Origin of the sequence: Paraburkholderia polaris (assembly GCF_012927345.1) — a bacterium.
GTDB lineage: Bacteria > Pseudomonadota > Gammaproteobacteria > Burkholderiales > Burkholderiaceae > Paraburkholderia > Paraburkholderia polaris.
In genome coordinates, this window is sequence record NZ_JABBGJ010000017.1 from 112,865 (window position 1) to 130,463 (window position 17,599).

16 protein-coding genes are annotated in these 17,599 nt (G+C 62.6%); 9 read left to right on the plus strand and 7 right to left on the minus strand.

Features of this window, described 5'->3' with window-relative positions; genetic code table 11:
* Positions 1-12: 12 nt before the first annotated feature.
* Positions 13-1,038 carry a glycosyltransferase gene (locus HHL24_RS17485; protein ID WP_169486686.1) on the minus strand — a complete coding sequence of 342 codons (1,026 nt, stop codon included), beginning with the start codon at positions 1,036-1,038 and terminating at the stop codon, positions 13-15.
* A gap of 155 nt (positions 1,039-1,193) precedes the next feature.
* Between HHL24_RS17485 and HHL24_RS17490 the strand changes: the two genes are divergently transcribed.
* Complete coding sequence (locus tag HHL24_RS17490; protein WP_169486687.1) at positions 1,194-2,273, plus strand: glycosyltransferase family 4 protein; 1,080 nt, start codon at positions 1,194-1,196, stop codon at positions 2,271-2,273.
* Between the two features lie 135 nt (positions 2,274-2,408).
* On the opposite strand, the gene HHL24_RS17495 is transcribed toward HHL24_RS17490, so the two are convergent.
* Complete coding sequence (locus tag HHL24_RS17495; RefSeq protein WP_169486688.1) at positions 2,409-3,707, minus strand: O-antigen ligase family protein; 1,299 nt, start codon at positions 3,705-3,707, stop codon at positions 2,409-2,411.
* Positions 3,708-4,191: 484 nt separating this feature from the next.
* On the opposite strand from HHL24_RS17495, the gene HHL24_RS17500 reads away from it, so the two are divergent.
* Positions 4,192-5,037 carry a glycosyltransferase family 2 protein gene (locus tag HHL24_RS17500; protein WP_169486689.1) on the plus strand — a complete coding sequence of 282 codons (846 nt, stop codon included), beginning with the start codon at positions 4,192-4,194 and terminating at the stop codon, positions 5,035-5,037.
* 98 nt (positions 5,038-5,135) lie between these two features.
* On the opposite strand, the gene HHL24_RS17505 is transcribed toward HHL24_RS17500, so the two are convergent.
* Positions 5,136-5,456 (minus strand): hypothetical protein, encoded by a 321-nt coding sequence (locus tag HHL24_RS17505; protein ID WP_169486690.1) that lies wholly within the window; start codon positions 5,454-5,456, stop codon positions 5,136-5,138.
* A gap of 392 nt (positions 5,457-5,848) precedes the next feature.
* Between HHL24_RS17505 and HHL24_RS17510 the strand changes: the two genes are divergently transcribed.
* The 4 genes from HHL24_RS17510 to HHL24_RS17525 all read left to right on the plus strand — a co-directional run bounded on the left by HHL24_RS17510 (position 5,849) and on the right by HHL24_RS17525 (position 10,797).
* Positions 5,849-6,772 carry a recombination-associated protein RdgC gene (locus HHL24_RS17510; protein ID WP_169486691.1) on the plus strand — a complete coding sequence of 308 codons (924 nt, stop codon included), beginning with the start codon at positions 5,849-5,851 and terminating at the stop codon, positions 6,770-6,772.
* A 333-nt stretch (positions 6,773-7,105) separates the two neighbouring features.
* Positions 7,106-8,527, plus strand: a complete 1,422-nt coding sequence (locus HHL24_RS17515; RefSeq protein WP_230417494.1) for an HdeD family acid-resistance protein — start codon at positions 7,106-7,108, stop codon at positions 8,525-8,527.
* Positions 8,528-8,977: 450 nt separating this feature from the next.
* Positions 8,978-9,877, plus strand: a complete 900-nt coding sequence (locus tag HHL24_RS17520; RefSeq protein WP_169486692.1) for a transglutaminase family protein — start codon at positions 8,978-8,980, stop codon at positions 9,875-9,877.
* 116 nt (positions 9,878-9,993) lie between these two features.
* On the plus strand, positions 9,994-10,797 hold the full coding sequence (locus tag HHL24_RS17525) for a transglutaminase-like domain-containing protein (RefSeq protein WP_169486693.1): 804 nt from the start codon (positions 9,994-9,996) through the stop codon (positions 10,795-10,797).
* Between the two features lie 38 nt (positions 10,798-10,835).
* Here HHL24_RS17525 and HHL24_RS17530 read toward each other — a convergent pair whose 3' ends face one another.
* The 4 genes from HHL24_RS17530 to HHL24_RS17545 form a co-directional block, all read right to left on the minus strand.
* A complete protein-coding gene (locus tag HHL24_RS17530; RefSeq protein ID WP_169486694.1) occupies positions 10,836-12,044 on the minus strand; it encodes an MFS transporter in 1,209 nt (402 codons plus the stop codon).
* A gap of 51 nt (positions 12,045-12,095) precedes the next feature.
* Positions 12,096-12,569: a VOC family protein gene (locus HHL24_RS17535; protein WP_169486695.1), complete on the minus strand. Its 474-nt coding sequence runs from the start codon at positions 12,567-12,569 to the stop codon at positions 12,096-12,098.
* Positions 12,570-12,601: 32 nt separating this feature from the next.
* Entirely contained in the window at positions 12,602-13,078 is a 477-nt protein-coding gene (locus HHL24_RS17540; protein WP_169486696.1) for a VOC family protein, read from the minus strand.
* A gap of 298 nt (positions 13,079-13,376) precedes the next feature.
* Positions 13,377-15,017: an SH3 domain-containing C40 family peptidase gene (locus HHL24_RS17545; protein WP_169486697.1), complete on the minus strand. Its 1,641-nt coding sequence runs from the start codon at positions 15,015-15,017 to the stop codon at positions 13,377-13,379.
* Between the two features lie 173 nt (positions 15,018-15,190).
* Here HHL24_RS17545 and HHL24_RS17550 point away from each other — a divergent pair, with 173 nt between their 5' ends.
* The 3 genes from HHL24_RS17550 (at position 15,191) to HHL24_RS17560 (ending at position 17,558) form a co-directional block, all read left to right on the plus strand.
* Entirely contained in the window at positions 15,191-15,613 is a 423-nt protein-coding gene (locus HHL24_RS17550; RefSeq protein ID WP_169486698.1) for a TOBE domain-containing protein, read from the plus strand.
* Between the two features lie 177 nt (positions 15,614-15,790).
* Positions 15,791-16,291 carry a GAF domain-containing protein gene (locus HHL24_RS17555; protein WP_169486699.1) on the plus strand — a complete coding sequence of 167 codons (501 nt, stop codon included), beginning with the start codon at positions 15,791-15,793 and terminating at the stop codon, positions 16,289-16,291.
* A 199-nt stretch (positions 16,292-16,490) separates the two neighbouring features.
* On the plus strand, positions 16,491-17,558 hold the full coding sequence (locus HHL24_RS17560; RefSeq protein WP_169486700.1) for an aromatic ring-hydroxylating oxygenase subunit alpha: 1,068 nt from the start codon (positions 16,491-16,493) through the stop codon (positions 17,556-17,558).
* Positions 17,559-17,599: the final 41 nt, after the last annotated feature.

The window sequence follows — 17,599 nt, forward strand, 5'->3', positions numbered from 1 at the left end:
TGGCCAGCGGTTTCAGCGGCCGTTTTTCCGCACAATCCGCTTGAGCCAGATTCCCGGCGCGTAGACTGCCGGACACGTCGCGTACAGAAACATGCGGATGCGCAATCCGAGCTTCACTTTGGGACTGCGTGTAAGCAGGCCAATACGTTCTCCGATGCCGCCGGCTTCGAACATCGCGTGAATGAATTGTTCGCGTGCGAGCTTGGGCGCCATCGCCGCGCGCATGCGTTCGCCCACACCGCCGATCTCAGCGTCGCGCTGCAACTGCGCGAGTTCCGCCAGCCCATAGCGATTACTTTGGCGCATTCGCGCAATCAACTCATCCACCGATCCATAACGGCGTTTGCGCGACAGTCCGCCGCGCCGGTAGCGCACCAATGGCTCGCGCAGACTCGCGGCCCCGCCTGACAGGATTGCGCGCAGCACCATGAGCTGATCTTCCGCGGCGGCGCCTGGCAGCATGGGTCCGAAGCGCTCGAACAACCGTCGCGACCATGTGTGCGCGGCGCCGATGAGCCACGGGCGGCCGGCGAGCCAGTCGTCGAAACTGCGATAGGTGTCGAGTTCGGTTGGCGTCATCCGTTCGTGGACGTTGCCGGCTTCGTCCATGTCCGCGAGGTCGGTGGCGATCAGGTCGGGGCGGCGATCGTGCGCGAGCCAGAAGTCGACCACCCGCTCACAGCGATTCGGCGCGGACATGTCGTCGCCTGCGGCAACGAACAGCAGTTCTCCCTCAGCCAATTGCGCGAGTTGCGACAGATGTGCGCTGATGCCCTGATTGGCCGCGTTGCGGCGCGCAATGACCTTGTGCGGTCCGCGGTAGCCGGCGATCGCAGCTTCGATCGTGGTGAACGTGGCGTCGCTGGAGGCGTCGTCCGAGATAATGATTTCGAGCGGCGTATAGGTTTGTGCGAGGGCGCTGCACACTGCGTCGGCAATCTGCTTTTCCTGGTTGTAGGCGATCAGCAGGATCGATACGAGCGGGCGGTCAGTGTCCGACGGTGCAGGGGCAAGGTTGGTCGACGGGCTATCGGTCATGGAATAGGGTGGGATGCGGTTCGGCTAGATTCTAATCGGTGACGGGAGGGCTGCGACATGTAGCACCCCCAAGCCCATCCTTTACAATTGCCGCTGTCCTGAAATCCAGGCCGCACGGTCTTTCGCCGCGCGGGCGCTTCATAGAGAACCGATCCTTGTCCGACCCGACCCGCCGTCCTGTCACCGACATCGCCCTGACCGCCCAGGCGCTGAAAAATAGCGGCGGCGCCGAACGCTACACGCGTGACGTGATTGCCGGCTTGCATCGGATGGGCCTGCGTCCTACGCTCTTCGCCCGCGAGATCGATCGCGCGCTGCCTGAGGCGGCATGGATCGACGCTCAACCGCTCAATGTCCGCTGGGCGCCGCGCAAGCTTCGCAATCTGGCGTTCGACTGGCGTCTCAAGCAACGGCTGAAACGGCATCGTCCGGCATGCGTCTTTTCGATCAATCACTCCACGCATGCCGACGTCGCGTTGTGCGGCGGCACGCATCCGGGTTCGCTCGAGGCTGCCGGCCGCGTCGCGCGCCGCAGCGACGAATGGCAGATCGACATGGAGCGGCGCGTCTATTCGCAGGCGCGTTCGATCGTCGCGCATTCGCAATTGATGAGCCGCGAGTTGCAACGCTTTTACGGCGTGCCCGCCGACCGTATCGACGTGCTTTATCCGCCGGTGGACACAGCACGCTTTCAGCCGCTGAACGATGCCGAACGAGCGGCGGTGCGCCGCCAGTTCGATCTGCCCGAAGACCGCGTGATCTTCGTGTTTTCGTCGACCAGTCACGAACGCAAAGGCTATCCCTTGCTGGAAGCGTTTTTTGCTCAGACCACGCTGCCGGTTTGCCTTGTGGTGGCCGGCCGTCCGGTGCCGAAAACCAGTGACACGATTCGCTATGTCGGGTACTGCAAAGAAATCGAAAAATTGTTCGCCGCAGCCGATTTCACCGTGGTGGCGTCGGCGTACGAGCCGTTCGGACTGGTGGGTGTCGAGTCGGTGATGTGCGGCACGCCGCTTGTGATCGCCGATAACGTCGGATCGGCGGAGACGGTCACCGGCGCGGCGAAGATCGAGTTTTCGCGGCAGTCGGCGGGGAGTTTCGATCGTGCCATTCAGGCCGCGGTGGAGCGTGTGCAGGGCGGTGACGCGCGTATCGCCGAGCCGCTGCGCAGCCTGGTCTACGACCCGAGCGTCGATGCGCATGTCGCCGCGCTCTACGAGATGTTCACGCGTTGAGGCCGCCGCGCCGAGCGCAGATGCCGGGTGCGGCTGAAATAGGGGTGAAGTCGGGCGAAGTCAGCTGGACGTCGAGTTCGAGCCGGCCGAGGTGAACCGGAGCCGGATCGACGTCAACCCCACGCCGTGCTCGAATCAGGCCTTGACGCCTGTCGTGGGTTGACGGGCGGCGCGTGTCCCTACAGGTTGCGCCGTAGCCAATTCACGCTTGCGTGCATCGATCACCGCCAAAAACGTAGCGACCAGCAACGCCAGCAGCACCGTGACCATGATCGGCACGAGGACATCGATGGTCAGTCCGAAAATCACCGTGCTGGTGGCGACCGCCAGACCCGCATAGGACGCCGCGCGAATCGTCGGATCGTTCGACAGCCTGTGACGCCAGAAGTACACCGAGATGCCGTAGTAGAACAGCAACAGGCACATCACGCCGATTGCGCCCATCTCGGCGAGGGTCGAGAAAAAGTCGCTATGGGCGCGCTCGTTGACGATCTCGGTCTTCACTTCGCCACGCTTGGCCAGCAGACCTAGCTCGTCCACCAGACGCCCCTTGCCGACGCCGTACACCGGATGATGCGTAAAGATCAGCCGCGATGCATCCCACAACTGAAGGCGCAGGCCAACCGACGTGTAGTCTTCGCCCTGATGCATCATCGAGACATCGTTCGTCACTTCGCCGAGGCGCTTCTGAATCCGCTCGGTCGACAGCAGCGCACTCGCGCCGATCACGATCGCCAGCGTCGTAATCAGGAGACGCTTCTTGTGCGCATACCACTGATACTGCATGCCGAGCAGCACGACGAACACGGGCACGGCCAGCCAGCCGCCGCGGCTGCCCGACAGGTACGACGCGTAACCGCCGCCCACTATGGCCAGCAGTCGAAGCCCCAGCACGCGCCAGTCACGCGGCTTGTCCCAGCCTACCGTGAAGATCGAAAGAAAACCGAGCAGCAATGCGGTGTCGCCGAACGGAATCGCATTCGTATAAGAATTGGCCAGACGATTCGCATCCGTCCAGCCGCCGGCGGGCTGATCGACGAGTGCCCAGATGCCCACCGCCAGTGCGCCGGCGGCGCAACCCCAACCGATCACGCGCAGATGCCGGGACGGCAATTGCCGCAGCAGCAGAAAGATCGGCAGGGCAAGGACGAAGCGCGACAACGCGTCGAACTGACGCGGCAGCCAATAACCGAACAAGGCTTGCTGGACGGCGATTGCTACGACGAAAGCGAGCATGCCGATCGTGAACCAACGATAGGTGCGCAGGCCGGAGAAATAGCCGGGCGTGCGGCGGTTGGCCACCGCGGCGCCGAGCGCCAACGCGAGAATTGCGAAAAAGCAGTAGCCGGTGCCGCCGCGCCACACGAGATTGACCGCGGGCGCGAAAAACAGCAGGGCTGTGCTGAGCCAGACCAGACTGGGAGCAAAAATCATAGGGCAACAATATGTAAGAACACTACCGTTCCGGTGGTGGAGTTGCTATAGCCGGATCCTTGGGGGCACTTTTTAAGACGGTAGAGCGATGGCGATTATAACCGTGCGTCTCCTTGCAAAATGCTTGCCGATGCACACAGTAAGTTGCCCCTCGGCGAGGCCCGGCGACCGGTGTCGTCTTACACGGAAGTCCTGCTCAAGGACGGCCGCCATGGCTTTCAAACCGGGGATTTGTCATACGAGCGGGCGACGGCGGTACAATCCCCGGCGAAACTTATTAGCGACGCTGTTTGGGCCACCGGCGCGGTGCCAGGTTCCCGCGGCGCTCGCAGGCACTCGCGCCGTCAGCGCTTCTCCGACGCCGCGCCCGGACGAAGTCGCCGTGACGGCGGCCATTTAAATTGCATTGCACTGCACCACGCCGGATTGCCAATGCGGAGTTGAACCGCGTTCGCACCGACGCCAAGCCCAACGGACCGAATCGATGTTCTCAATCATCATCCCGACCTGGAACAACCTGCCTTACCTGCGGCTCGTGATCGAGAGCCTGCGGCGCCATTCCACACACGCGCATCAGATCATCGTGCATGTGAACGACGGCTCGGACGGCACGCTGGCCTGGGTGCGCGACGAGGGCATTGAACACACCGCGTCGCCCGGCAACATCGGCATCTGTCACGCGGTCAATATCGCGGCGGCGCGCGCCACGCAGGACTACATCGTTTACATGAACGACGATATGTACTGCTGCCCCGGCTGGGACGACGCGCTCGTCAGGCGTCTCGCGCAGATGCCGGCCGACAATCTGTTCATGCTGTCCGGCACGATGATCGAACCGGTCGACTCCGGCAATCCGTGCGTCGTCGTGCAAAATTTCGGCCGCGACGTGGAAAATTTCCGCGCCGAAGACCTGGTGGCTGCCGCGCCGAAACTCGTGCGCGCCGACTGGCGTGGCGCCACGTGGCCGCCGACACTCGTGCATCGCGACTGGTGGCATAAGGTCGGCGGCTACAGCAGCGAATTGAGCCCCGGCATGAGCAGCGACAACGACTTTTCGATGAAGCTGTGGGACGCCGGCTGCCGGGTGTTTCTCGGCGTCGGCGACAGTCTGGTTTATCACTTCCAGCAGAAGAGTACCGGGAAGGTCGTCAAGAACGATGGGCGCCGACAGTTCCTGAACAAGTGGGGCATGACGCAAGCCACCTTCGATCGTTATTTTCTGCGGCGCGGCACGGCGGTGCAAGGCGGTCTGGCGGTCAGCGAACCGGAGCGGACCGGCCGCTTGCAGCGCGCGCTGCTCAAGTCGCGCATCAAGCGTGCGTTCAGTTGACGCAGGCGTGCGTGTTCGCCGGGCGCACATGCACTATGTTCCGCAACGTGTAGCGGCGTAAGCCTGGCGGAGGCCTCGCACGTGCAAAAGCACGGGCGTTACACGCCGCCCGTCACCAGCGGCAGCACCGTCAAATCCGGGTGCGTGCCATCGACGATGCTGCGCCCCACATGTACCCCTTCGTAGAGCGCCTCTTCCATGCCGGCGAAGCTCTCCTCGCCGTCCGCATGGAACGGCACCGCATGCCCCGGGATGGCCGGATCGGCGCCAGGATGGCACACGTAACCGACATACGTGTAGCGGTTATCAGCCACGGCTGACGGCTTCGTTTCGTCGGGCGGGTTTTTCTGAAAGGGCGCCACGTGAATTTCGAATCCCTCGTACTCCACCATCTGCCAGGGTGCGGTTTCATCGGCCATGGCCGCCTCCGTCTATGTCAAGCGCCTCTCAAAAAGTCTAGATGATTTGAACGCAAAGCGCGCCCCAAGACTGATGCGGCTAAACCACTATGGCGTGATCGCGCCGAGTTGCTTGAGCAGCGTCAGATTGTCTTCGAGATGCCAGTTTTCGACGATGCGGCTGTTCTTCGACACGGCACGCTCGCTCCAGAGAAGTTGATTTGATGGAGCGCATTTTCTGGCTAACGGCTGCGTTTGATAATTGGTCTGTCACTTAAAGGGTTTTCGGGTTGTATTTGAAAATGCTCGTTGCGGCGGCGCCGCTTCGGCGTAGCGCGCGAGTACGCCCCCGACCGCGCCATCGTCGCCGCGTCATATAGAATGACGCGCTTTGCCCGTACAAGACCCTGCCCATGTGGTTCAAAAACCTTCAGTTGCACCGTCTTCCCGCTCCGTGGTCCGTCCCCCCTGAACAAATGGAGAAATGGCTCGCGCCGCATGCGTTCGCGCCCGGCAACAGCGTCGAGATGCAAAGCCACGGCTGGGCGTCGCCGCGCGACAACGACTCGCTGGTCTATTCGCTCAATGGCCAGATGCTGCTGGTGTTTCGCGCGGAAAAGAAACTGCTGCCTGCTTCGGTCGTCACGCAAGTGACCAAGGCGCGTGCGCTCGAACTCGAAGAGCAGCAGGGCTTCAAACCCGGCCGCAAGCAGATGCGCGAACTCAAGGAGCAGGTGACCGACGAACTGCTGCCGCGCGCCTTCAGCATCCGCCGCGACACGCGTGTGTGGATCGATACCAAAAACGGTTGGCTCGTGATCGATGCGGGCTCGCAAGCGGTCGCCGACGAAGTGCGCGGCCTGCTGGTGAAATCGATCGATCAACTGCCGCTCGGCACCGTGCGCGTCACGCAATCGCCGGTTGCGGCGATGACTGAATGGCTGCTTTCCGGTGAAGGTCCCGCGGGCTTCACGCTCGACCAGGACACCGAGTTGCGCTCGCCGACGGAAGGCAACGCGACCGTGCGCTACGTCGGACATACTTTGGACGCCGAAGATATGCGCCGCCATATCGAAGCCGGCAAGCAATGCATGCGGCTCGCGATGACGTGGAACGATCGCGTCTCCTTCGTGCTGACCCCCTCGCTGATAATCAAGCGTATCGCACCGCTCGATGTCCTCAAGGAAGCGAGCGATCCCACCGCGCAGAACGACGATGAGCGCTTCGATTCCGACGTTACGCTGATGACCGCCGAACTCGACTGCATGCTGTGCGATCTGCTCGACGCGTTGGGCGGCGAGCAGGGCGTGGAAATGCCGCAAGCCGTGGCTGCCTGAGTTACGTTCGCCCTGGTTACGTTTGTTCGAGTTACGTTTGTTCGAGCTACGTTTGCTTGAGCCGCGTTCGCCGGGGCTGCGTTTATCCGCTGTAAGCCGGCGCGACAGGATCCCTGCGAGGCGCAGGACCCAGACCGGCTACCGCCAAACGCCTCGATATACTCTTGCGACGATGCGGCCGTGCATGGGGCCGCAATGTCGCAAGGCGCGGTGATGCTCCATGAATGCGTCGGCGTACGCAAACATGACCCGCGTAGCTGAGCGTCTGCTCCTGTACCGTGAATATGGTTAAGATTGCGATCAGAAAGGCGCATCGATCACGGAGGGCTTGCGATGGTTCGGCTGGTTATGATCCTGCTGGGTGTCGATTACCTGCGCACGCGCTGGCGCTCGTTGCAGTTGATCGGCTGGGTGAGCCTGGTGCTCGGCGTCGCGGTGTTCATCGATGCACTCGATAGCGCACTCTATTTCCCGATCACGCCGTTTGCTTTATTGCTGCTGCTCGAAGGGCTCGCCACGCTGGCCGTCGCCTGGACCGGCATGGGCGGGCAACGCACGCTGCGCTATGTGAAGGGCCTCGCATTCTGCTTTGCGGCGGCGCTGATTCTCGCCGGCCATCATCACGGCAACTTCATTCTGTCGATGATCTTCGGCACGCTCTTTCTGGCCGACGGTCTGCTGCAGATCGTCTCCGCGAAGGTTGTCCGCTATCGCACCTGGCGCCTCGCGATGATCGGCGGGGGCGTTGAAATCGCGCTGGCGGTCTTCTTCTATCAACCTTATCCGACGCACTATGTGGGCACCGTGCCGTACTGTCTCGGCCTCGGCCTGATATTCGGCGGCTGGAACATGATTTTGCTGAGTACGCGCGTGCGGCGTCTCGCGTCGAATCCCGCGGTTGCTTCGGATGATGCAACCGCGGATGCAGCCAACTCCGCTGCGAGTGCGGTTGCTCCCGGTCGGCTGAGTGCGGTCGAATGGGACGGCCCGCCCACTGCTGATGAAGACGCATTGACTGTCCATGTGTGGACGCCGGTGGGTTCGTCCAAGGGCGAGGCGCGGCGGCAATTGATCGTCGACCGCTATATCGCGGCGGTGGATCGTAACGGCGTGATTTCGACCGGGCATGCCGCGCTCGAATCGCCTGAGGGCATCTATATCAGCTTGTATCCGGGCGTCGAGATCGATCGTTCGCCCGACGATTTCGCGCGGCTTCTGCGAGCGACGCGCGAGAACGACGTGCCCGGCGTATTCCAGCCCGATTACCTGACCGAGTCGAAAGCGTGGTGTCCGTCGACAGTTCAGGTGCGCATACGCAATTACGATCCGGCGCGGTTGCGCCGCTTCTGGGACACCTATCGTCAGGACACGACCTACAACCTGACGCATCGCAATTGCTCCAGCAGCGTATCGCGCGCGCTGGAAGCGGCGATCGAAGGCGCGTCGGCGCGCGTATGGGGGAGCCTCGGCGGCTGGCGGCCGTTTTTGCGTGTGATTACGACGCCGGAATTGTGGGTGGCCGCGCAATTGCGCAAACGCGCCGCGACGATGGCGTGGACGCCCGGTCTCACGCTCGATTACGCCCGCGCGCTCAGCATGCTCGCCGACCCGCGGCCGTCGGGATGGGTCAAGATGGCGCGTCTCGCCGTGCGCAGAATGGTGCGTTCTCGGCAGCAATGGCGCGAAGAAGAGCGCGGCGCGCCGACCTCACAGGATGCCGGGCCCGGGCATGCCGCGGGCGCGGTGCGCGATTGATGTGCTTGACGCGTTTGACGCCGGCAGGCGGAGGCGGAGATTCGACGGCAAAGTGCAGTCCCCGCAGCGATTTAGCCACAACTCAGCCACAACCTCCGCACGACACGGCCAGGCGCCTGGTTTGCCCAAGTTCGATGAAGCGGTAAAAAGAGCAGATGTATCAAGTGCTTGCCGATTTTGCCGGTTAGTTATACACAGATTTCTGAACAGATTCTGTTGATAACTCCCCCGTGCGCGGCGTCGCTATCAAATGAGTGATTTCAATCAATATGGCGGGTGTATGCTCAAAGCGAAAGCTGCTCGTTGAGCGCACTCGACCACGCCGAAGCTTGGCCGTGGCTCATTCAGGATCAAACCGTGCCGGGCGCTCAGCGCCTGCTGCGGCAGCGGGTTTTACCAGCGTGAACGTGATGCCCAGGACGAACCCAGTTGCATCCATCGGCCTGTCAGATGATTGAGCCCCAGCGTTTCACGGTGCGTCACGTCAGCGTCTACCGATACTCGGAACCCGTGCGGTTTGGCGAACACCGGATGATGTTCCACCCGCGTGCCAGCCACGATTTGCGCCTCGTCACGAACCGGTTGGTGATTACGCCGACGCCGTCGCGGCTGCACTGGCTGCACGACGTGTTCGACAACTCCGTGGCGGTCGCGAGTTTCGCGGGGAGGGCGAGCGAATTGCGCTTCGATAGCGAAGTGACACTCGAACACTTCGAAACGCCCATGCCCGATTACGCGCTCGAGCCGTACGCGGTGAAGTGGCCGTTTGCGTACACCAACGAGGAAGCTTCCGATCTCGTGAATGCGCGCAGCCGCCAGTATCCGGACAACGACGTGGACGAGTGGGCTCGGCGCTTCGTTCCTGTGCCGGGAACCGGCGGCGCGAGCGGCAAGAATGGCAACGGCGGCACGATGGCGCTGCTGCGCGCGATGACGCTCGAAATCAAGAGCACGTTTTTTTATGTACGCCGCACGGAGAAGGGCGTGCACCGTCCTGGCGACACCTTGCGCAACCGCAGCGGCAGTTGCCGCGATTTCGCGGTGCTGATGATGGACGCAGTGCGCTCGCTCGGTCTCGCGGCGCGCTTTGTGAGCGGTTATCTGTTCGTGCCCGAGCACGACGCGACACAAGGCGGCGGTGCGACGCATGCATGGCTGCAGATCTATTTGCCGGGCGCCGGCTGGGTCGATTTCGATCCGACCAATAGCATCGTCGGCAATCGCCATCTGATTCGGGTGGCGGTGGCGTGGAACTACTACCAGGCCTTGCCGTTGTGGGGCACATGGCATGGCGCGCCGCATTCGTTTCGCGGTTTGCAGGTCGATGTGAGCGTGACCGAAGGTAAGTGACGGTGCAGGCCGGGCGGCTTGGGCTTGTACGAATCGAACGTGTTAGCTGGGAGCGTCAACCCGGGTTGCTCATCGGGCGCGTCAACTGAACGTTTCAACTGGAAGAGGGTGTCGCGATGAAATTGCGCGTTGGCTACGAGCTGGTCTATGAGTGCGTGCAACCGACGCCGATGATGTTGATGTTGAACACGCACTATTCGCATGCGAAGGAAGTGCTGAGTCCGGATTTACTGGCGGTCAATCCGCCGGTTCCGATCAGCCAGTATCGGGACGGCTTCGGCAATCTGTGCAGCCGGATCGTGGCGCCGCAGGGACTGATTGCGTTGTCGACGAGTGCCGTACTCGATGTGTCGTCCGAGCCGGAGAGGCGGCCGCCGTTTACCGAGCAGCATGCGGTGGAGGCGTTGCCTGACGATACGCTGGTATTTCTGCTGGGCAGTCGCTATTGCGAAACTGATTTGCTATCCGAATTCGCGTGGCAGACGTTCGGCAAGATGCCGCTCGGGCGCGGGCGGGTCGATGCAATTTGCAACTATGTGCACGAGCACATTGTGTTTGGATATGATTTTGCGCGCCCGACCAAGACGGCGTGGCAGGCATGGCAGGAGAGAAAGGGTGTGTGCCGCGATTTTGCGCATCTGGCCGTGACGTTATGCCGGGCGATGAATATACCGGCGCGGTATTGCACGGGATATATCAGCGATGTCGGCACGCCGCCGCCGTATGCGACGATGGATTTCGCCGCGTGGTTCGAAGCGTATGTTGGCGGCTGTTGGCAGACCTTCGATCCCCGGAATAATGTGCCTCGCACGGGGCGGGTTTTGATGGCGCGTGGGAGAGATGCCGCCGATGTCGCGATCAGCAATGCGTTCGGGGCGACGCAGCTAATGAAGTTCGATGTTGTCTGTGAGGCGATATAGGTTTTTTGCCTTTACCGACGCGCAAGGCGTGCGCGGCGTCATTCCCCAAGCGCCAGCGCGCGCTTGCGCCGCAACAGCGCCGAGCTGACCGACACCACCCCGCCGATGCAGCCCATCGCTACCGAAAGAGCCACGATCAGCAAGCCGATTTGTGCCCGCGCCGAAAACACGCCAACCAGCAAACCGGCGAGTGGTTGCGTCATGTTGTTCAACAGAATCACCACGCCGGTCGTCTTGCCGTAGTCCTCGGGCGGAATGATTTTCTGCCGCGCGCTGCGGATGTAGACATTGAACATCTTGTCGAAGCCCACAATCAGCAGAAAGCCGAGCGCATAGCCCCAGGGCGCCGCGCTTGCACCGGCGATCACGCCACCGGCACAGATTGAAATGAACGCGACCCGGCCGAGTGTCTGCGCAGGCCAGGCGTTACGCGCGATCGTCAAAAGAATCAGCACCGTGGCCACGGCGCCGGCGGTTTGCAAGCCGGCATAGTAGCGGTTCGATTGCGCGTGAAAGCCGGTCACCATCGCAGCGGATGTTGCGAGGGTCACGCCGATCACCAGATTTTCGGCGGCGGCGAGCAGCACGACTTTTTTCAGACCGGGTAGCACCAGCACATGGCGCAGCGCGATGCGCAGGGGCATCGTCCAGTGACCCGGTGCGGCGGGAGAGGGATTGCCGGCGCGGAAGGCGCTGGTGCGTTGCCACAGCAGCAGCGCCGCATCGGCAAGCAGAAACAGCACGCCGGTTGCGCCGACTACCCACTCCCAGCGCCAGAGACCGAGCAGCAGTGCCGCCAGCATCGGGCCCAGTACGGAGCCCAACTGGTCGGCCAACTGCGAGTAGGCGAGCACACGCTGGAACTGCTGTGTGCTGAAAATCTGCGGCAGCATCACTTCGCGCGCGACCAGCCCCTGGCTCGTGAGCACACCGCATAACGCCGACAGCGCGATCAGCCAGCCGATGCCGCCAAACAGCGCATAAGCCAGCACGCCGCCGAAACATACCAGCGCGCGCACCGTCTGACTGACCCGCATCAGCCGCAGAGGCGGGATGCGATCGCATAAGGCGCCGAAGAAGGGGAAGACCAGGTAGCGCGGCAGCGTTTCGATAAAGAACGCGAGACCTGACCACGATACCTGGTGTGTCGTCTGAAACACGACGAGCGGCACGAGAAACAGCAGCACCTGATCGGCGAGACGCGCGACAAACAGCGAGCAGAAGAAAGCCTGATGGTTGACGCGCACCGTTCATGTCCCGCCGTTTATGGGTCAAGACCGATCCTATCAAAGATCGCGTCAGCCGCCCCGATAAGCCTGTTCGAGCAACGCGATATCGAGCTTGACCATTTTCATCATGGCCTGCATCACACGGCTCGCTTTCGCGGCATCCGGGTCGCGCAGCATCTGGGGGAGTGCGTCCGGCACGATCTGCCACGACACGCCGAACTTGTCCTGAAGCCAGCCGCATTGCATCGGCGCGCCGCCGTCCAGGAGCTTCGCCCAATAGCCATCGACTTCCTGTTGCGACGCACAGTGCACGAACAGCGAAATGGCCGGCGTGAAGCTGTATTGCGGGCCGCCATTCAAGGCCATGAACTCCTGACCTTCCAGCTCGAAGGTGACGAACAGCACGTCCCCCTTCGGGCCGGGGCCGGCATCCGTGTAGTGCATCGTGGTGGTGATGCGCGAATCGGGGAACACCGACGTGTAGAAGTGTGCGGCTTCTTCCGCGTTACCGTCGAACCACAGGCATGGCGAAATCTTTTGCATACGACCTCCTCGTGCTAAATGGCGTGCGCGGCTTATTTCTGGCCGCCCTCCATAGCCTGCATACCTTGCTGAATCTGTTCCGGGCTCAGGTCGCGCTTGTGCGTGGCGAGCGACCAGCTGTGGCCGAACGGGTCCTTCAACTGACCGTAGCGGTCGCCCCAGAACATGTCGGTAAGCGGCATGACGACGGTCGCGCCGGCCTCGACGGCCTGCTTGAAGCTGGCGTCGACGTCTTCCACATAGTGGTGAATCGTGACCGGCGTGCCTTTCAGCGCGTGCGGGCCGAATGTATTGTGATCAGGCCATTCGTCGGTCAGCATCAGCATGGAGTCGCCGATTTTCAGGCAGGCATGCATCACTTTGCCGCCGGGGCCGGGCAGGCGGAACTGCTCGACGGCGTTAAAAGCCTTCGCGTAGAACGCGATGGCGTCCGCGGCGTTGGCGCAAATCAGATACGGGGTCAGCGAGTGCATCCCGTCCGGGATCGGTTTGACAGCGGGGCTGGACATGACGGCGACTCCTTGAAGTAACAGGTTCGTGAGTTGAAAGACCGGCTGCGTGAGCCAGGCCTTCAACGTTACGACGAGTGCATCGCCTTTGAATCGACACTCCGGAAAAAATATTTTCAGCACGCCTGTGCGGCTTGCAGCTTGAGGCTTGCAGTTTGCGGCGTGGGCGCGCCGGTCGCGCCGAGGGCGCCGGCGAGTGTCAGAACGCGGGCGCGCAAGGCGGCATGGCAGTGCGGCGGTGCGGCGCGTGGTTGTCGCGCAGGTTCAATCAGTCGAGTCGTCTTTTTCCGGCAGTGTTTCAACCGGCCGGATTGTCGTCGTCCGGCGGCGTTGCGGGGGTGAACGGAGCTTGCGGCGTCGCCGCTGCGCCGCCCGGTGCGCCAAGGATGCTGATCTGGAACGTCGGGGTCGCCGCGAGCGATTGCAACGTCGCGTCTTCCGGAATGTGTTCGAACAGCGGCAGGATCACCGAGCCGCCGATCACCGCGCGCCGGCTATTGTCGGCCGGACGTAAGCCCCATACGTCCTGGTAGACCACCGGCACGGCGACGCCGTTGCGGGTCGTGTTGCCGATGTACAGCATCACATGGCCGCCGATGTAGATCAGCGTGCGCAACGGTTCGCCATGCAGGGCGAGGTAGTCGAGCCGTTGCGCCGGCGTCGATGCGGATAAATCAATCATGCGTCCCGCGCTCATCTGCGTCGACGAATGGCGCGGCAGCCACACGCCGAACGTCGCGAAGATGCTTTGCAGTTCCGACGAACAATCGTTGTAGAGACCGCTATTGCCCCAGCCGTACGGCCGCCCGATCAGCGTTTTCATCAGCATCGCCAGATGCCGCGGGGTGGCGGCGAGTGGCATGGGGGCGATCTGCGCATCGCTCAGTTCGGCGGTGCGGATGATCGCCTGGCCGTCCACATCGCGGGCCGGGACCAGGAGTGTGCGGGAGGCGGGGGCGTCGGCGGCTGCGCTTGCTGTTTTATTGGCCTGTGTCGCGGGTCGCGCGGCGTTGTCCGGGGCGAGCGGCAGCAGCGTGCCGGCGGGCGCGTCGAAGCGGAACACGCCGCGGCTGTCGCGCACCGGCGCCGAGGCTACCGTCACCGCGCCCAGCGACTTCGCGGAGGCGGCGCGCCACCTGTCGACGAAGGTGTCGTCGGTCATGCCGACGCCGTCGCTGCGCACCCAGCCTTGCACGTCGGGCGTCTGCACGTAGCGCCATGCGCCGTCGACGCTGCTGCCCAGCACATACAGCGGCGTGCCAGGGCGTACTGCTGAGATCTGCAGGTTGTCGAACGGATAGCCTTCGCCGGCCAGGCGGTGATCGTAGAACGACGGGTCGATGGTCGGCAGTTCGCGCACCATCAGATTGCCGGTGGCGATCGCGCGGCGTTCGGGCTTGTAGACGGCCTCCTGCGTGAACTGGTCGACCGCCATGTTTTGCGCGATGGCGTCGATCCACGCCTTGTCGTGCGGCCGGAAATTCTCGCCGTAGCCGAGCGCCGCGCCGCTCTTGCCGGTGTTGTCGAACTTGTCGATGCGGCGCTGCTGCAGCGCGACAATGTCCGCGCCTTGCTGACGGTAGACGCGCATCGTTACGTATGCGGAATTCCACGGCGACGGCGCGGTCGTGCCGGTGCCGAAATAGCGCGCGTAGAGGGCGCTGAAGTGCGCCTTCTGCTCCGCTGGACTCAGGAACGGCTGGTCGTAGTCGGGGCTGTCCGGTTCAAGCCAGTGGTCGACGTTCTGGTCGTAATTGGCGATCGGGAACAGCGCGACCGTGTCGACATTCGCGTGGGCATCGCGTGTCGGCGACGGATTGCTGCAGGCGGTGAGGGTCGCGGCGACTGCGATGATGGCGCATAACGTGGCGGCACGGCGGTCGTGCGGCAATCGGGCGGCAAAGCGTGCGGCAGTGCAGGGCAGGACGGCGACGGGCATAGGGTTCGACGGTAATGGTCCAAGGGCACGATGATACGGTGTCGCGCGACGGGCCAGGCGGTGGATGTATATCGCACCTCAGGCGGAAACGACCGCACACCGCGGCAGTTTCGTTACACTCAGCACATCGCCTCGAATCGTCTTTCACGAGGCTCCACAACCAGGAGAACAACATGCAAACCAGCGCACGCAATCAATTCGCCGGCGAAGTCGCCGAAGTCAAACACGGTGCCGTGAACGACGAAGTCACATTGCGCACCCAGGACGGTCTCGAGATCGTTGCGATCATCACGCACGGCAGCGCGACGTCGCTCGGCCTCGCTGCCGGTAAGAAGGCGTTCGCGCTGGTCAAGGCGTCGTCGGTGATCGTGATGGTCGACGTGGCGAAGAGCCAGGTGTCGGCGCGCAACTGCATCGCCGGCACCGTGTCGGCTGTCACCAAGGGCGCAGTGAATTCGGAAGTGTCCATCAGCGCGGGCAACGCGCAGATTGCCGCGATCATCACCAATGAAAGCGTCGACCGCCTCGGCCTTGCTAGCGGCAAAGCGGCGACGGCGATTTTCAAGGCATCGAGTGTGATCATCGGCATCGAATGACGCTTCGGGCATGGTGTTGTCCACAGGGCTAACGTCTGGACAAAGCCATCAGGCCGCACGTAGAGCGGACGGAAAGAGCGCGGCATGCGCAGCAGGGCGTGCCGTGAAGGAAACGGCGGCTTGATTTACACTGCACGCCTCGCTGTTCCTCTTTCCGCTTTCATTACGGACACCGTCATGTTCGAAGTCTCCTCCGCCTCGCATCTCCCCAAAGCCGCGCAATACGAAGAACTGGTCGCCCAGGCGCGCGCGCTGCTCGCCGGCGAAACCGACTGGATCGCCAACGCCGCGAATTTCTCCGCGTTCGTGTTCCATTCCCTAAGTGATCTGAACTGGGCCGGCTTCTACTTCCACGACGGTCGCGAACTGGTGGTCGGGCCGTTCCAGGGCAAGCCCGCTTGCGTACGCATCGCGCTCGGCAAGGGCGTGTGCGGCACGGCAGCACAAACCCGTCAGACACAAGTGGTGCGCGACGTGCATGAATTCCCCGGCCATATCGCTTGCGATTCGGCATCGCAATCGGAAATCGTCGTGCCGCTCGTCGCGCCGGACGGCACGCTGATCGGCGTGTGGGACGTTGATAGCCCGGTCGTCGCGCGCTTCGACGCAGAAGACGCGAAGGGCATGGAAGCGCTGTGCGCGGTGTTTATCGAAGCCGCGCTGCCGCGCGCGTCGTAGGCGTTTCAGGAAGCGTTGATCCAGCGGTGCGGCGGCACCCTATGCTTTTTCGTACATAGACTAGATGCACTTCAGGGGATGGGTCGGCGGACCTCATCCCGCTATCGTTCTCTCCACGCGCTCAAGACGCCCCGTAGGAAGTCCCCTTGGGAGACAGCACATGAGCGCGACGAACCCCCACCAGGTTTTGGAGACATGCATGAGTTCCGCTACTGCTACAGCCACCACTTCGCCGCTGACATTCCAACGTTCCCCCGCTTTACCCCGCAATTGCACCTTCGATAGCCACGACTGGGAGATTCTCAGCCGCTACTGGCATCCGGTAGCGTTCGCCGCCGACGTGACCGACAAACCCATCAGCGTGACGCTGCTCGACGAACCTTTGGTCGTGTTCCGCTCGAACGGTCAACTGGTGAGCGCGCGCGACATCTGTCCGCATCGCGGTGCGCCGCTCAGCCAGGGGTGGGTCGATAACGGCAACATCGTGTGCCCCTATCACGGCCTCGCGTACGGTAGCGACGGCAAGTGCAAGCACATTCCGTCGCAATCGGACGGCCCGATTCCTGATCGTCTGCGTCTCGTCACGTATACAACGCAGGAAGCCTACGGACTCGTGTGGGTCTCGCTGGGCGGCGGCACCGAAGCCTTGCCTGCGTTTCCCAGCTGGGACGATCCCGATTTCCAGCAGATTCTGCCGCCCTCGATCGACATCAATGCTTCGGCGGGACGTCAGACCGAAGGCTTCATCGATGTCGCACATTTCGCGTGGATTCACCACGACAGCTTCGCCGACCGGCACAACCCGGTGGTGCCGCAGTATTCCGTCGAGCGGCGCGAACGCGGCATGCATGCGGAGTATGTAAGCACGGTCAGCAACTTCCCGAAGTCGATGCAGCATCGCGCACCGGAGGGTTATCTGTGGCGCCGTTTCTTCGACGTGGATGTGCCGTTCTTTGCGCGCCTGACCGTGCACTTTCCCGATAACGGCCGCCTGTCGATCCTGAATGCCGCGAGCCCGGTATCCGCGCGTAAGACGCGTCTGTTCGTGCCGATCGTGCGTAACTTCGACAAGGATTTGCCGCTCGAGGACGTCTACGCGTTCAATCGTCAGGTGTTCGAAGAAGATCGCGCGATCGTCGAACTGCAGTGTCCGGAAGATTTGCCGATCGACCGTGCGGCTGAAGCGCCGATTCTCGCCGACCGTTCGTCGGGTGCCTACCGTCGAGCGTTGGCCGAGATCGGCCTCGGCCAGGCCTATGTGCGCTAGTTCGCGGTGCAGGTTCGTGATCGGTGATTGGTGATTCTGGA

Excerpts from the sequence above, each read along its gene's own strand:
- HHL24_RS17550 (WP_169486698.1), top strand. The coding sequence starts at position 15,191 with ATGCAAACCAGCGCACGCAATCAATTCGCCGGCGAAGTCGCCGAAGTC.
- HHL24_RS17525 (WP_169486693.1), top strand. The coding sequence starts at position 9,994 with ATGAAATTGCGCGTTGGCTACGAGCTGGTCTATGAGTGCGTGCAACCG.
- HHL24_RS17505 (WP_169486690.1), bottom strand. The coding sequence starts at position 5,456 with ATGGCCGATGAAACCGCACCCTGGCAGATGGTGGAGTACGAGGGATTC.
- HHL24_RS17545 (WP_169486697.1), bottom strand. The coding sequence starts at position 15,017 with ATGCCCGTCGCCGTCCTGCCCTGCACTGCCGCACGCTTTGCCGCCCGA.
- HHL24_RS17540 (WP_169486696.1), bottom strand. The coding sequence starts at position 13,078 with ATGTCCAGCCCCGCTGTCAAACCGATCCCGGACGGGATGCACTCGCTG.
- HHL24_RS17535 (WP_169486695.1), bottom strand. The coding sequence starts at position 12,569 with ATGCAAAAGATTTCGCCATGCCTGTGGTTCGACGGTAACGCGGAAGAA.
- HHL24_RS17495 (WP_169486688.1), bottom strand. The coding sequence starts at position 3,707 with ATGATTTTTGCTCCCAGTCTGGTCTGGCTCAGCACAGCCCTGCTGTTT.
- HHL24_RS17500 (WP_169486689.1), top strand. The coding sequence starts at position 4,192 with ATGTTCTCAATCATCATCCCGACCTGGAACAACCTGCCTTACCTGCGG.
- HHL24_RS17515 (WP_230417494.1), top strand. The coding sequence starts at position 7,106 with ATGGTTCGGCTGGTTATGATCCTGCTGGGTGTCGATTACCTGCGCACG.
- HHL24_RS17560 (WP_169486700.1), top strand. The coding sequence starts at position 16,491 with ATGAGTTCCGCTACTGCTACAGCCACCACTTCGCCGCTGACATTCCAA.
- HHL24_RS17510 (WP_169486691.1), top strand. The coding sequence starts at position 5,849 with ATGTGGTTCAAAAACCTTCAGTTGCACCGTCTTCCCGCTCCGTGGTCC.
- HHL24_RS17485 (WP_169486686.1), bottom strand. The coding sequence starts at position 1,038 with ATGACCGATAGCCCGTCGACCAACCTTGCCCCTGCACCGTCGGACACT.
- HHL24_RS17520 (WP_169486692.1), top strand. The coding sequence starts at position 8,978 with ATGATTGAGCCCCAGCGTTTCACGGTGCGTCACGTCAGCGTCTACCGA.
- HHL24_RS17555 (WP_169486699.1), top strand. The coding sequence starts at position 15,791 with ATGTTCGAAGTCTCCTCCGCCTCGCATCTCCCCAAAGCCGCGCAATAC.